Source organism: Polaribacter sp. M10 (assembly GCF_054968445.1).
Map to the genome: position 1 here is coordinate 1 of NZ_JBSSBG010000011.1, position 14,645 is coordinate 14,645.

General features: G+C 30.2%; 13 protein-coding genes. 12 read left to right on the forward strand and 1 reads right to left on the reverse strand.

The annotated features are described in order from the left end of the window. Nucleotides 1–3,215: immunoglobulin domain-containing protein (locus ACWYN7_RS10855; protein WP_462859963.1), on the reverse strand; the 3,215-nt coding region annotated here is incomplete at its 3' end. Nucleotides 3,216–3,459: 244 nt separating this feature from the next. On the opposite strand from ACWYN7_RS10855, the gene ACWYN7_RS10860 reads away from it, so the two are divergent. From ACWYN7_RS10860 to ACWYN7_RS10915, 12 genes are all read left to right on the forward strand, one after another. After that, on the forward strand, nucleotides 3,460–4,806 hold the full coding sequence (locus ACWYN7_RS10860; RefSeq protein WP_462859964.1) for a microtubule-binding protein: 1,347 nt from the start codon (nucleotides 3,460–3,462) through the stop codon (nucleotides 4,804–4,806). A gap of 227 nt (nucleotides 4,807–5,033) precedes the next feature. Beyond that, nucleotides 5,034–5,279 carry a CopG family ribbon-helix-helix protein gene (locus ACWYN7_RS10865; RefSeq protein ID WP_462859965.1) on the forward strand — a complete coding sequence of 82 codons (246 nt, stop codon included), beginning with the start codon at nucleotides 5,034–5,036 and terminating at the stop codon, nucleotides 5,277–5,279. Further along, nucleotides 5,279–5,611: a type II toxin-antitoxin system PemK/MazF family toxin gene (locus ACWYN7_RS10870; protein WP_462859966.1), complete on the forward strand. Its 333-nt coding sequence runs from the start codon at nucleotides 5,279–5,281 to the stop codon at nucleotides 5,609–5,611. Before ACWYN7_RS10865 ends, ACWYN7_RS10870 begins: the two co-directional genes overlap by 1 nt. 2 nt (nucleotides 5,612–5,613) lie before the next feature. Continuing rightward, entirely contained in the window at nucleotides 5,614–6,657 is a 1,044-nt protein-coding gene (locus tag ACWYN7_RS10875) for a hypothetical protein (protein WP_462859967.1), read from the forward strand. Nucleotides 6,658–6,697: 40 nt separating this feature from the next. After that, the gene (locus ACWYN7_RS10880; protein ID WP_462859968.1) at nucleotides 6,698–6,928 is read left to right on the forward strand and encodes a four helix bundle protein; all 231 of its coding nucleotides are present in this window, start codon (nucleotides 6,698–6,700) and stop codon (nucleotides 6,926–6,928) included. 243 nt (nucleotides 6,929–7,171) lie between these two features. Continuing rightward, nucleotides 7,172–9,133, forward strand: coding sequence for an AAA family ATPase (locus ACWYN7_RS10885; protein WP_462859969.1), 1,962 nt, complete (start codon nucleotides 7,172–7,174; stop codon nucleotides 9,131–9,133). Then, entirely contained in the window at nucleotides 9,123–9,713 is a 591-nt protein-coding gene (locus ACWYN7_RS10890) for an NUDIX domain-containing protein (protein ID WP_462859970.1), read from the forward strand. The genes ACWYN7_RS10885 and ACWYN7_RS10890 overlap by 11 nt, the downstream gene beginning before the upstream one ends. Continuing rightward, complete coding sequence (locus tag ACWYN7_RS10895; protein WP_462859971.1) at nucleotides 9,710–10,162, forward strand: RDD family protein; 453 nt, start codon at nucleotides 9,710–9,712, stop codon at nucleotides 10,160–10,162. The genes ACWYN7_RS10890 and ACWYN7_RS10895 overlap by 4 nt, the downstream gene beginning before the upstream one ends. A gap of 94 nt (nucleotides 10,163–10,256) precedes the next feature. Beyond that, the gene (locus tag ACWYN7_RS10900) at nucleotides 10,257–11,492 is read left to right on the forward strand and encodes a DUF6638 family protein (protein WP_462859972.1); all 1,236 of its coding nucleotides are present in this window, start codon (nucleotides 10,257–10,259) and stop codon (nucleotides 11,490–11,492) included. A gap of 218 nt (nucleotides 11,493–11,710) precedes the next feature. Further along, nucleotides 11,711–12,238 (forward strand): hypothetical protein, encoded by a 528-nt coding sequence (locus ACWYN7_RS10905; protein ID WP_462859973.1) that lies wholly within the window; start codon nucleotides 11,711–11,713, stop codon nucleotides 12,236–12,238. A gap of 4 nt (nucleotides 12,239–12,242) precedes the next feature. Next, nucleotides 12,243–12,638 (forward strand): hypothetical protein, encoded by a 396-nt coding sequence (locus tag ACWYN7_RS10910; protein ID WP_462859974.1) that lies wholly within the window; start codon nucleotides 12,243–12,245, stop codon nucleotides 12,636–12,638. A gap of 11 nt (nucleotides 12,639–12,649) precedes the next feature. Beyond that, nucleotides 12,650–14,338, forward strand: coding sequence for a DUF4199 domain-containing protein (locus tag ACWYN7_RS10915; protein WP_462859975.1), 1,689 nt, complete (start codon nucleotides 12,650–12,652; stop codon nucleotides 14,336–14,338). Nucleotides 14,339–14,645: the final 307 nt, after the last annotated feature.

Below are 14,645 nucleotides of genomic sequence, written 5' to 3' on the forward strand. Positions count from 1 at the left end.
TGAGCATCAGCCAAAGAGCTGTGATAGGTAACCTTATTTATGCTTGGATCTTGAGAGCCTAAAATACCAGCAGTTTGCGATTCTAGATCAATAGATTGCGAAAATCCATTTCTTGCAGAACCATCAGAATTGTCGTCACAAACTTCTAAATCTTCTACAAAATTAGCAATTGGCACAGGATTTACAATTAGATTAAAAGAAGTGTGGTCTGTAAAACAGCCAGTTGTGTTATTTGTAACACGAACATAAATGGGTTGAGAATCTCGAATTGAATTTTGAAAAGGAGAATTTAATTCGTTAAGACCTGCATTTGCATCCGATTTAGAAAGGTGATAAGTTACTGTAAAATCAGCAGGATTTTGTCCGTTTAAAATGCTAGCAGTTTGCGATTCTAAATCAAAATTTTGTACAATTCCATTAGTAGCATCACCATCAATACCATTATCACATAATTCTAAATCTGGAACTTGAGTTGCTGTAGGTACTGAGTTGGTTTTTAAATACAATTCACCTGTTCCTGAACAATCGTTGTTGTTTTTATTGGTAATTTTAAAATAAATGGTTTGTCTTGTTATGTTGGATGGATATGCTGTGTTTCTATAATTAGATATGTCTGCAATTGCATTAATTACAGCAGTTCTATCTGCTGTAGTTTCGTAATAAGATACTTCTAAATCTGGTTGTAAAGCTGCAGGGAAAAATGCTAAAATTTCTGCATCAGCAGCACTAAAATTGAAATTGGTTATACCATCTGTATCATCATTTAAAGGGCCATCTGTGCCATCTGCTTGTAAAAAATCATCACAAACTGCTGGAAATTCTTTATAATAAGCAACATCTGCAGCTGCTTCAACTTCAAGATTTATTTTAGAAATTCTGTAACAACCTTTATTAGAAATTGTTCTAACCCAAGCTTCTCCTATTTGATTTACAGGATAACGTAATTTATCTGCAACTTCTGGTGTACCAGCAATAGCATCTGCTTCTGTTTCAAAATAAAGAAAAGTTTCGTTTTGGTAATTAGAAGAAATACTTATTTCGGCTTCTGTTAGATTTACCGTAGAAATTCGATCTAAATCATCATCACATTGTAATAAACTTACAAAAGCAGTTGTGTTTGGTAATGGATCTACAATTAGATCTAAAGTTACATTGGTATCACTACAATTAGGATTGTCTTTATTTTCTACTCTTACATAAACCGTTTGCGAGTTGTTTACTGTATAGTTTGCATTTTTATCAATTAAGGTAGCAGCATCATTAATACTTGCACCAGCTAAAGTGGTGTGATACGTAATATTGTATTGCGATTTATTTAAAGTTCCGTAAATTTCATCGTCTTTAGAACTTAAAACAAAGGTGTTTATTATGCCATCAGTATCACTAGAACTTTCTAAATCATCACAAATTCGATAAGGCTCTGGTTGAGTAGGAGTAGGATAATCTGTAACTGCTAAGGTAAAATCTGTAATTACAAAACAAGCATCTATGGCATTTGAGTTTTGTACTCTAGCGTAAATTGTTTCAGAAGAAAAAGCAATAGGATTTCTGTAAGGATTTGCTATAGGATTATTACCAGTATTGGCATCATCAATTGTATTAAAATATAAAACATCAAAAATAGTTGGATCTAAACTTCCTAAAATTTCTGAATTTAAATCGGCCTGAAAATCGAATGTATTAAAACCATCTCTATCTGTATCACAAAAATAAATATCATTAGGTTTATTGGCAGATGCAGCTTCAAAAACTGCTACATTAAAGGCTCCATTATATTGAGTAACTACACCACAATCGTCTGTTAATTCTATTTTTAAAGTATATTCTCCTGCATTAGAAGGTTGAATGTTGGTTAAAACTAAAGTTCCTGGATTTGTGGTAGGCGTAATGTCTGTAGGTGGATTTATACCATCATCAAACGTCCAACTATAAGTAGCTCCACTTCCTGCAATATCTTCAGAAATAATGGTTTTATCTTGGCCTATACAAAACTGAGCATCTTTATTGTTGATGGATATATTAGTGTCTGCATCTAAAATTTCTATGGGCAATAAAAGCGATGAGATAAAAGGAGGTAAACCTTGATCTGTAAGTTTACCATTTAAATGAATTGCATTTTCGGTGTAAATTACTTTATCTGCATCTTCATCAGGATTTTCTATAGCATCTAGAAAAAACGAATCTGGAATTGATGCATATATTTTTCCATCTGGGCCAAGTTGTAATGATCCTCTAAAACCTGTTCTGTTTTTAATTAGTTTTCTACTAGAAGTTATATTTCTACTTTCTAAATCGAATTGAAAAACAGAAAAACCTCCATTATAACTAGAGGCATATAGTTTGTTAGATTGTGGAGAAAAAGCAACACCATAAGGAGATTCTCCTGAAAAGCTTGAAATTAAAGTTTCTGATGAAAATTGATCCACTTTACCAGTTGCATTGTCAAAATCAAACAGAACTAAACTTCCAGAAATTGAATTTCCTGAAGCATTATAATCTGCTAATGCAATTTTTTTTCCATTAGGCGATACTTGTAAATATCCTCTTTTATCAGAAGTTGTAAAGTTTACCTTACTTTTAACAATGTTATTGATGTCTACACCAGCGTCTGTAACTTTATAACTATAAAAACTATCTACAGCAAAAGAAACAACCCAATAAACGTTACAGTCAGCTCCTTTAACAGCAGCAACTTTTTCAGACCAAATACTACTATTATCTATATTATTTTCTGGGTCTATGGCTAAGTTGGTTGGGCCTCTTGTAATTTCACCTAAACCATTGTTTTTAGACATATCTATAGTGTAAAAATTAAAACCCGGATTCGGATTATTGGCGTTACCCACAAAATCTGTACCTACTGTAAATAAATAATAAATTGTAGAAGAACCTGGTTTTGGAATAATCATACCAGATTGTGTGCTAGAAGGATTTCCTTGTAAGTTGTTTGCTAAAGTGCCATCTGAATACGTCATTAATCGATGGTCTTTTGTATACACACTTATCCCATCAGAATAAAAAAGTAATTCTCCAGATGCAGATGAAAAAGATGAACAACCTTCAGTTGTATTTAATTGCCCATCTGAGAGTGCAGTAGGTGGACTTGTACTAAAATCTAAACCTGCATTTTGACCAAAATACCAAAAGTTAGCTTCTTTTTGAGAATATAAATTTACTGCTACTAGAAATGCAAATACTGGTAATAATTTCTTCATTTAAGAATTTTAGAAATAAAGGATGTAAATATATTTAAAAACTATCGAAATTCTATTTTTTTAACATTGATAAATGCTAATGATTTGTAGGTTTATATGATGTTTTATTGAAAAATGTAAAAAATTTTGTAACAAAAATTTAATTTTAGCAACATATATTTAGTGATAATATTATTTCTTTTACTAAAAAAAAATAACGAAATTGCTTGTCTAAAAATTATTCAACCTTAAAAATTAAAAAAATATGTCTGATGAATTTGATTTACTAGAAACTAATTCTACTGAAAAAACTGAAAAGGTAGATGTTAATTGGGGTAAAGCTGTAGATACTATGAAATCTAAATTAGCACAAGAAGATGATCCTCAACAACGTCAAAAAATATTGAATGCTACCTTAGATGATGTTGTGCATATGGCAGAAAAAGACAGAACTACATTATTAGATGCCATTAAAGATCTTACAGATTATCAAGATGAAGTTGGTATTATGTTCGAAAAATTTTCTGCGTTAAATGAAACTGAACAGAAAGTAATAGACGATGCTCAAAAGGAATTAGAAAGAGCTAGAATTGAATTAGAAGACGCACAAAATAAACCAGATACTTGGTGGAATAACCTTTGGGGACGCAAATCTAAAATTAAAAAAGAAGAGCAAGAATTTGCAGAAGCCGAAAAAATTAGAGCAGGTGCTGATAATAAAGCAAAAGCCATGTTTCAAGAGCGTATAGAAAGTGCAGATATTCAAACTTTATTAAGTGAGCTTTCTTACAAATCTCAAGCAGCAGTAAGTCGTTTAAAAAACAGAGAAGTAGAAATTAAAGAAGTAGAAGAAAAGCTAAAGGATGCAATTGTAGAAGCTTCTAAAAACCATACCAAAGCTTTAGAAAAAAAGAAAGAAATAGAAGGGAAACTAGAAGAACAATATGCTTTATTAAAACAATCGCGTCAAGAATTAGACGAAATTGCAGACAAACAATCTACTGAATATTCTGAGGCAATTGGTAAAGTAACCACATTAGAGCAAAAAGTAGAAGAGTTAGAAGGTCTTAAAAATGCCTACACAACATTAGCTGCCTCAAAAGATAGTTTTGTGCACAAACACAATTTAACCATTAAAGTATTAACTTCTTTACGTTCTAATTTACAAACACATAGAGCCAAGTTAAAGTCAGATACTGAAGAAAGATTAAAGTATTATGATGGATATGTAGTTGCCTTAAAAGCAAGAACAGATCAAGAATTTGCAGCTATTTTAGAACATTTAGGGGTAAAAACTGATGAGCATATAGGTGCAACTTTAGCATCAATGCATTCTGCAAGTGCCAGAGCTCGTCAAGAAATGATGGATAATATTCCTGTTCACGAAAAAGTAATGAAAGGTGTATACAGCACTTATGCAGAAGCGTTGCAAGAAATTAGAGAAAAGGATGGAGACATTCAAAAGAACTTTGCAGACAGATATGGAATAGACATGAAAGAGATTTTCGAAGATTTCTATAAAGCTGATAAAGAGACTCCAGTTTTAGAAGATAATTCCACAACAGAAGCTCCTAAAAAAGAGGTTTCTGATGATGATGATATGTTAAGCTAATTTTTAAAATAAAATTATTTGAAGGGCGTTTCCCTGATGAAAAATCAGGGTCAGGCTTTCCATTATATCTTTTTTCAGAAAAAGAAAAAAGGATGCCATTTCAATCCTTAACGCAGGCTTACTTGCTGGCTTTTAGTTTGCTAAAATCAGATGGTTTATTTAAATATAATCTAAAATTAAAATACAAAATATAAATATATTTTATATTTGTAAAAAATAAATATAAAATGGCAACATTTACATCTTCTTTACCAGATGAACTTTTAGATAAATTGTCAACTTTGGCAAAAGAGCTAAAGCTTCCAAAAAATAGGCTTATCGAAAATGCTTTAGAAATATACTTAGAGCAAATAGAAAAGGCTAGTTATATAAAATCGTATCAGCAAGCTGCTGCAGATAAAGATATTTTAGTAGTTGCAGAAGAAGGTATGCAAGATTATTTTAATACTGTTAATAATGCAGATTCTAAGTAATGAAGCAAGGTGAAATTTGGGAATTATATTTAAATCCTACAGAAGGTAGTGAACAAAGTGGAAGAAGACCAGCTGTAATTATTAGCGGTAACATGCTAAACAAATATTTACAAGTGGTAATTGTTTGTCCTTTAACCACAAGTATTAAGAATTATAAAGGCAATTTAATTATAAAACCAAATGCAAAAAATGGTTTAGCTAAAATTTCTGAGGTATTAACGTTTCACGTACGTTCAGTTTCTAAAACTCGTTTTGATAAAAAATTAGGCGAAATTCCATTAAAAGATGTTGAGGTAATTAAAAAAACCTTAAACGATATTCTAAAGTACTAGCTATGATAACAACACCTTTAGATTCTGCTGTTTTAAACACCAAAGAACAATACGTTTTTTATCACAAAATGGTAGATTTTGTTTTAAAAGAAATCATTGTAAGAATACAGCAAGAGCAATTGTGCAGCCAACAAGAAGTGGTGTTTTTTAAGCAATATTCAGATTTACTTTTATATTCTATTGAGGCTATGCGTATTAAATATATGTATGATGAAGAAGATAATATGAAAGTAGATTTAACAGATTCTGGATTTCCTAATTATTTAGAATTTAGATATCTGTATAACGATTTAGAGCTTAGAAAACAATACTTAGATAAATTAGTAGATACAAGTATTTTAAAAGAACAATTTTTAGATACGCTTTTAAGAAAAAAGAAACCAATTAAAAAAACAGAATTGTTTAAAGCATCATCAATAATTTATTACACTTCTGTAGAAAGACAATACATTTTTAATCGTTTTGTGCAGGGTAAAATTTTAGAGGCTCCAAAGGATGCAAATTACGATTATGTAACCAGCTGGAGTTTTTACGATGTAAGTCATAACAGACCATTTATCTGTTTTATGTATTTTAATTACGATGGAAATAATGCGATTAAGGATAAAGAAAAAATTTATCAAACCTTAAAAGAAAGTGCAGATAGAGAAATGTCTTTAGATACAATGGCTTATAATATTGATCGAAAATTAACAGGAATTCAACCCAAACACATTAAAAGAATAGATCTTGGGCCTTTACACAATGTTTTTGCTAAGGATGAAAACCAAATTACACACGCAATTTTAAGCGGAATTTCAAGCAAAACAGTTTCGTTAGAATCTTATGCAGTTTCTTTAACCATTGATGAAGTTTTTTCTGGTGACACATTTACTGAAGGCGGATTTTTCTCAAAACAAACCATGCAAAAATGGAGCGATGTTATCAAACAAAAATATCTTTTTGCACCACATAGAATCATTCAGCTTTTGCACAATCAAATTCCTAGAGCATTAGACGATTTAGCAAAAGAACCCATTCAAATGGCTGACCTTAAAGTTAAGTAGGCAGTTTGCAGTATGTCAGTAATCAGTAAAAAAAATAAAAATGAGTTTTAAATCATTATTAGCATATCAAAAAGGATTTAGTTTAGCTATGGAAATTTTTCAATTGACAAAAACTTTTCCAAAATCTGAACTTTTTGGCTTATCATCTCAGATAATCCGTTCAAGCAGATCAGTTTGTTCAAATATATCTGAGGGATATAGAAAAAGGCAATATGAAAAACATTTTAAAAGTAAAATTTCTGATGCTGATAGTGAAAACTCTGAAACTTAATTATGGTTAGATTTTGCAAATGCATGTAAATATATTTCAGAAGAGAAGAAAAATGATTTACAATATAAAAGTGAAGAAGTTGGAAAACTTCTTAATTATATGATGATCAATCCTGATAAGTTCAGATAAATTAGTAAACAATTTAAAGTATAACTGATTAATAAAAATATAAAATAATAAGAGTTCAGTATTAAAGTCAGATGATGACTGCGAACTGCCAACTGAAAAACTGCCAACTGAAAAATGGAACACAACTCAACTTTCCCTATCAAACAAAACGAATTAGATGTACTTCGTGATGAAGCTACAAATTATATAAAATCCGTTCAATGGGAACAAGGTAATAAAGCAAAAAGCAGAGAAAAAGATGCAAAAGACGATTCTATTTTGTTGTATTTGTCTAGAGCAAATCATGGTAGTAATGTAGAAATAACTTCGGTTTCTAAAACTGTTTTGGCTTTAAAAAAACGATTATTGCCAGATTCAATTGCAATTCCTGTTTACTTAAATCAGACTTTATTTGCCTTGCAAGAAGGCTTAACTTTAGGAATTTGGATTAAAGATTCTTACTATGATGCATCAGGTTTATCTTCTTTAAACGAGCGTAAATCAGGCTTAAATTCATCAGGTAAAAGAGAGTTCGAAAGTAAATTACAAACAGCAACCGCATTTCAATTATTTGCAACTGCTTATAAAATTTTGCACGATTTAAAACCATCTGCTAGTGATGATTTATCTGTAATGAAACAAAAGTTTGCAGGTATTCCAGAAGTATCATTTTTATCACCTTTAAAAGGGATTGCCTGTACTTTATTTTATTTTGATAAATATCTTGCACATCCAGAAATCATAAAATCAGACAAAGATGTTATCGATTTTACAGTAGTGTATTTCGAAGCTTTAATTGATGAAATTCAGTTACGCAAAAGTAGTTTAGAATACACAGAAACTATTGTTGATAGAACTTACAAACTAGAAAATTCTGACTTTGCAGTTTCTGGTTGGGAAAACGTTTTTCAGGGTACAGCAAAAAGTGTTGAGTTTAATAAAATTCAATTCGAGCAAATTGTAGGGAACAAAGATGCCAAACATTTTGCACGTAGATTAACAGAAAGAATGCTGAGTTATGATTTTGAGGCACAGAAAAATCCGTTTCAAGAATTAGGTGGATTTATGCCCGTTTTTATGGGATATGGAATCCCTGGAACAGGAAAATCGATGTTAATTGCAGCCATTGCAACTCGTTTAAAAGAACATTGTGACAATTTAGATATTCCGTTTTTATTTCATCCAATGCCAGACACGTTAATCTCAACTTTTCAAGGTGGTTCTGCAGAAAAAATGGTAGAATGGATGAAACCCATGCAAGATCCTACAAAAATAATTTTTGCGCCTATTGATGATGCAGAAAATAATTTACAAGAAAGAACTGCACAAGGTGTTTCTGCAGGAGTTAAAGAAGTTATTGGAGTTTTCTTACGTTATACAGAAGGCGCTTACGCTGTAAATTATGGAAATTCTTCTGTAGGTTTATTTACCAATTTGCCAGAAATGTTAGATAAGGCTGTAATTTCTAGAATTCAGGGTAGATTTAAGATTGATGGTGCAAGAACTGAGCACGATTTTCTAGATCAAGATTACATTTGGTGGAAGAAATTTGAAAAAACAATTCCAGATTTTGTGAATATGCAAAACCCAAAAAACTATAATTTTTTACAAGATCAAGGTTTAACCAAAAGTATGGGCGAAATTCTAAATGCAATAGAAAAACCATCAGAAGCAAGGGTTTTAGAAGCCTATGACAAAGCAAGCCAGTATCATAAAACCAACGAACATTCATTTTTTGCAAGTTTGTATAAAGAAATTCAAAACATATTTCCTTTCTTTTCATCAAGAGATGTTAGAAACATTCAGTCTGCAATTTCTTTGCGATTAACAGATTTTGATTTAGAACAAGATTGGTTCGATAATCCTGAAATTTACTTTAAAAAAGATTATCAAACGAAGTTTAATATGTTACAAGAATTAATGAAAGCCAATATGAAAGGCCTGGATTTTTCTGAAATTAGAAGACAAGAAGTTGTCAGATATTTAGACAATGTTGCAACTATTGCAGATACCGATTTTAAACGTAAGGTTGATGCAAGAGTAAATCAATTAAATATAGATTTAGAAGCGAGAGAACAATTTGAAAATGGAAATTAAAAAGAAAATAAATAACGTTTCATCAACGTTAAAATCTAGTGGTTGGGGGAAATTAGAAGACATTAATTTCGATTATACTTTTAACAGTGGAAAATCAAAAAACCTAACTTTCGAGATTTATGGTAAAAGTGATGGAATTGCCATTTTGTTATACAATCCTAAAACAAATAAAGTAATTTTATCCAAACAATTTCGTGTGCCAGTTTATGTTCACGGTTTTTCTGATGGATTTTCGATTGAAGTTGTTGGTGGTGCAATAGATAAAAATGAATCTCCAGAAAATGCTGCAATTCGCGAAACTGAAGAAGAAGTTGGGTACAAAATAGATAAAGTTAAAAGAATAAGTACGGTTTTTTTATCTCCAGGAATTGTAAACGAAAAAGTGCATCTGTTTATTGGTGAATATTCTGATGAAAATAAAACCGAAAATGGAGGAGGAGTATTAGCAGAAGATGAAGAAATTGAAGTGTTAGAAACTGAATTTTCAGACGCTTTAAAAATGATAGCAACCGAAGAAATTATTGATGCAAGAACAATTATGTTGTTGCAATATTTACAGATTAATAAGCTGCTAAAATGAGTGGATTAGAAGAGTTTGATAATTATCAAGCTAAATTTGAAAAAGCAAGTATAGGAAGAAGAATAGTTGCGTCTGTAATAGATTTTATTATTTATTACTTTGTTTGTGTCTTTTTGGCATTAGTTTTAGATAATTCTTCAGAAAGCATTTTTAGTTTTCATTTAGAAGGTTTTTCAGCTTTAGTGGCATTTTTATTTGGTTTTTTTCTTTGGCCAATAAGCGAAGGAATTTGGGGACAAACTATTGGAAAACGTTTTATGGATATTAAAGTGGTTTCTAAAGATTATACTGATGTTAATATGGGGCAAGCTTTTGGTCGTTTTGTTTTAGGGTTTATTGATTGTTCTTTTATTAGCGGAATTATTGTAGCACTAATAAATAAAGACAACCAGAGAATTGGAGATATGGCTGCAGGAACATTTGTAATTAATAGTAAATATAAAGAATAAAAGAAGGTATTATTTTTAAATAGGTAAGAATAACTTTTAAAAAACTCAGAGATTCTCAGTGATTTTTTTCGCTGAGTCTCAGTGAAATAAGAATATGCAAAAACTAATCAAAGCCAATTTATACAGAAGCGAACTAATTCCTATTAGCGGAAAATTAGTAGAACGTTATAATAAATGTTTAGAAAAATTAGGTTTTACAAAAACCAAATTGACTTCATTTTCTATAGACGGAATTGGTTGGAGCCCAGAAATTGCAGAAGAAAAAAATGAGGTATTTTATTTAAATAATGGTGAAGCAAATCCGCATGCAATAATAATTACACCATTGCAAAAAGGTTTGCCAATTTACAATCCTTTTCACTCTTTTGATGTAGAATTAATGAAATTAGTGTTTAGAACACACGCAAAAAAAATTCAAAATATTACAAGAGATTCTGCTATTTGTATCGATTTTGATCAAAATATAGATGTGTTTTACGAGCCCTTAGATGTTTTAAATTATCAAGAGGTTACCATTAAATTTCATCTTATAGATAATTTAGAACAAGCAAAAAAAGAGCAATTAAAACTGATAGAAACGTTTCATAAAGACAATAATTTTATTGATGAAAACTTGCATCAAAAATTATTAAAATCAGCAAAAAAATATGGCGATTTAAGAGAAAGAGATATTAGTTTAGCGTCTATTATTTATACATCAGATTCATTTTATACCAAGGCGTTTGGAGGTATTTATTTGCTGAGAAACTTTATAAAACCAATTCTTGTTTTCGAAAACCAAGAAGCTTATAAAGAAGCCATAAATGACACCACTTACGATGTGTTGATGTTTCATATAACGCAACCAGAATTGGTTACTCAATTAAGAGATCATGTAATTATTGAGTGCGATTTAGCTAAGGAAATACCTACAAAAAGATACGAGCGAATTAAGAAATTTATTTTTGGAGAAGCTTTAAAAGAAACACAACATCCTGTAAATGATATTTTAAAGGATAAAATGTTGTTTAAAAGTTATTTGAATAAGGTTGATATAAAAACACGTAAAAAAGTAATGAGTGTAGAACGATATTTGGATAAAAAACAAATTAATCCAGATATTAAAATTAAAGATATTGTAGATGAAGAATTTTATTTTTCATTGCACAAACCTCATTCATCATTAAGACCAAATCATCAAGATTTAATTTGGAAACTACTAATTAATATCGCTCCAAAAGATGTGTTGTTTTGGTATTGGTATGATAAAGAAGATTTTTATGCAAATTTTAAAAATTGGCAAGAATCAAAAAAAGATTGGGTAATTGAAACAATTAAAGCTGGGTTTTAGTTCTGTAAATTGAAGCTAAAAGTTTGAAATTTGAAAATGAACTTAAAACTATAAAATTGTATATTTATAAAAAGAAAAAATAAGATTTATTTCCTGCAAGGTTTCAAAAACCTGACAGGTATACATAGACAAAACTTAAGATAATCAATTTAAAATCTATTTTTTTAAGTTACGATTTTAAACACTAAACGCTAAACACCAAACAACAAACACGAAATATGACATTAGAATTAATAATTTTCATAGCATCCATATTATTTGGAGCCGTTATTTTCTGGAGAGAATCTCAAACAAATGGAGTATATCGTTTTTTTAATAAAATAATGAACTCCAAAGAATTACAAATGAAACCTTCAGATAAAAAAGGATTTGTATATCAGCAATCATTTTTTCTAAGATTGATTTTTATTGTTGCCTTTTTTTTAATAGGAATCATTATAACTCGTTTTTTAATTCCTATAGATTTGGCAACCATTTCTTTATTTGCTTCTATGATTTTCGGAACTTTATTAGGCACTTATGTTGCAGGTTTTATTTTTAAATCATCAGAAGTAATCGAAGAACAATCAGAATCTTTAGAAGATAAATTTCAAGATGTTATCGAAAAAGGAAAAGATTTTATCGAAGATATTCAGAATAAAGAACCAGTTGCTATAGAAAAAGCTCAAGAAGAAATTAAAGAAGCACCAAAAGAAAATCAAAAAAGTGCTAGAGACAGATTAAAAGATAAAGGGTTTTTAAAATAAGGAAATGAATCAGAATTTATTGCCATCACCCCAAAATAAAAAACAATATGTATCTGTCATTGGAAAAATATTGATAAAAGAAAATGGAAAAAAGAAATATTACAAACCTAAAGAAGTTAAAAAAGCACATCAAAAAAGTAATTGGGTAGATGTTGTAGATTTTTCTTGTTGGGCAATGTGTACATTTTCTTCACATTCTGATTTTGATAAATATCACCAAGATAAAGGAGAAATCTGTAGTTATGTTGATATGAAATCAGAAATGTTGAGCAATTTTTCAAGTTCAACAAATATAACTTGGTTAGATATTCCTGACATAGATATAGATGATTCTTGGTTAGATTTTGGAAATTTATTTGAAGGAATAGGAGAATTTATTGGTGCAATATTAGATACTTAAAAAATATTAAAATGATAAAAAATTATTGGAACAAAGGAGCAAAACAAAAAAGAATAGTCATTCTTTTAAGTATATTATTTATTGGTTTACTTTTCTTTTTAAGAGACGATTATCAACCAGCTTTATTGTTTTTTAGAAAGTACATTTTTATTATATTTTTAGGTTTTACGGTTTTATTCTTCGGATTAAGAAAATTCCGAAAATCAGCAAAAACAGGAAGTAGAATCGGAATTTTATTTTTCTTAGCACTTTTTTTTGGCGCAATTTATTACATAGGTTTCCATTTTAAAATGTACAATTACATGCAAACCTACAATGTGTTTAACGATTTAAACAGAATAGAAATTGTAGAATTGCCACTAACGCAAAACGAAAGAATTCAGCCTTTAAGAAACATTTTTTCTATGGCAAACGAATCTGTAGGCGAAACCAAAGATGTTTCTCTACCACATTTGGTTAGAGTAGATGATAACAATCAATGGACAATGGCCATTCAGCCAACAGAAAAATACTATTGGCAGGGATTAAAAGACAATACAGAAGAGGTTTTTTCTGTATCAAGTACAACACCTTTTCCACGTTTTTCATCAGAAAATAGAATTCCTGTAACCTTTTCAATTGGCGAATCTCTAAAGTTTAGTAGAAATACGTACAATGCAGTTGTGCAACGTTTAAACCCTTGGATGTTATTTAATTACGAACCAAGTGATACGTATTATATGAAAAATGATAAAGGAGCTTGGGTAGAGGTGGTTAGTTTAATTAAATGGAAAGGTTTCTTTTTTCCTTATCCAACCTTTGGTGGAGTTATGATTATTGAAAACGGAGAACATACTTTTTCTGATTATTTAGAAAGAATTACCATTGGTAAAGGAACTTATGTTTCGCCAGAAGAAATGAAAAACTATCAATTTTTAACCAAACAAAATACAGTAGCAGAAAAAGTATCGCGTTTGCAAGCCGAAAGTTTAAAATTCTTAGCAGGTTTTTCAGATCCATTACCTTGGAATATGAAAACCGCTGTTAAAATTCCAGATTTAGCAGACGATCAAAATCAGCAACCTTTTGTAACCGATTTCGATTTTTCAGACACCAAAACAGGTGCTTACAGTGGTTTGTATCATTGGTTTGGTTTAGAGCCTGTAGGCTCAGAAAGAACCAGTTTAACCTTCAGCGTTTTTATACCTGCAGACGGAACAGATGCGTTGTATTTTTACGATCATGCTTCTAAAAAAGAAGGGTATGCAGGGGTTTCTGCAATGCCTTTAAAGGTAATTGAATCTCGAAAAGAATACGATTGGTCTGTAAATAAACCCGTAGAATTTAGACCTTATATTAAAAAAATTGCAGGCAGAAAACGCATGTTTTTCTTAAGTACAATTTCGGCCATAAAAAAAGAAAATGCACAATTCGATGGTTCTGCAACTCCAGATTTGGCTTTAATTGATGCAGAATACAGAGATGTAGTTTGGATAGATGCCAAACACCCAAGCAAGTGGAATGAAGAGGTTTATTTACAACTGAATGAAGCTTGGAGAAGCAGCGAAAATCAGAATATTTATTTCGAAAAAGAGAAAACCATTTTAGAGCAAAACAGAGCAATATTAGATTCTATTCAGTTGCTATCCAATCAACAACAAAAGTTAGAAGAAATTCAACGATTACAAAAACGAATAGATTCCATTAAAATGAATAACTAATGTCTTTTCGAGTTTACCAAGCAATCTTTTAGTAGATATAAATCTTTTTATTTGAAGCTATTTCCTGCTTTTCGCACTCGCTTTTTTTGCCCCAAAAAGGCAAAAAAGAGCTCAAACAATTGCTGCAATCAGGGCTAAACTTGTTTGTTTGCTTTTAGTTTGTTATATATTTTATTATTCTTTGTTTACAATATTCTTACTCATAGTTATACTTTTTCCGGTAGAACATTTATTAGAAAATCACCCTGATTTATTAAAAGTATCTTAAAATATTTCCACGGATATATTTTCCTTGGTAAATATGTTT

Bases quoted from the DNA above. Each gene is read 5' to 3' on its own strand.
- ACWYN7_RS10875 (WP_462859967.1), top strand. From the start codon at position 5,614: ATGATAACAACACCTTTAGATTCTGCTGTTTTAAACACCAAAGAACAA.
- ACWYN7_RS10910 (WP_462859974.1), top strand. From the start codon at position 12,243: ATGAATCAGAATTTATTGCCATCACCCCAAAATAAAAAACAATATGTA.
- ACWYN7_RS10915 (WP_462859975.1), top strand. From the start codon at position 12,650: ATGATAAAAAATTATTGGAACAAAGGAGCAAAACAAAAAAGAATAGTC.
- ACWYN7_RS10895 (WP_462859971.1), top strand. From the start codon at position 9,710: ATGAGTGGATTAGAAGAGTTTGATAATTATCAAGCTAAATTTGAAAAA.
- ACWYN7_RS10870 (WP_462859966.1), top strand. From the start codon at position 5,279: ATGAAGCAAGGTGAAATTTGGGAATTATATTTAAATCCTACAGAAGGT.
- ACWYN7_RS10890 (WP_462859970.1), top strand. From the start codon at position 9,123: ATGGAAATTAAAAAGAAAATAAATAACGTTTCATCAACGTTAAAATCT.
- ACWYN7_RS10885 (WP_462859969.1), top strand. From the start codon at position 7,172: ATGGAACACAACTCAACTTTCCCTATCAAACAAAACGAATTAGATGTA.
- ACWYN7_RS10900 (WP_462859972.1), top strand. From the start codon at position 10,257: ATGCAAAAACTAATCAAAGCCAATTTATACAGAAGCGAACTAATTCCT.
- ACWYN7_RS10860 (WP_462859964.1), top strand. From the start codon at position 3,460: ATGTCTGATGAATTTGATTTACTAGAAACTAATTCTACTGAAAAAACT.
- ACWYN7_RS10905 (WP_462859973.1), top strand. From the start codon at position 11,711: ATGACATTAGAATTAATAATTTTCATAGCATCCATATTATTTGGAGCC.
- ACWYN7_RS10880 (WP_462859968.1), top strand. From the start codon at position 6,698: ATGAGTTTTAAATCATTATTAGCATATCAAAAAGGATTTAGTTTAGCT.
- ACWYN7_RS10865 (WP_462859965.1), top strand. From the start codon at position 5,034: ATGGCAACATTTACATCTTCTTTACCAGATGAACTTTTAGATAAATTG.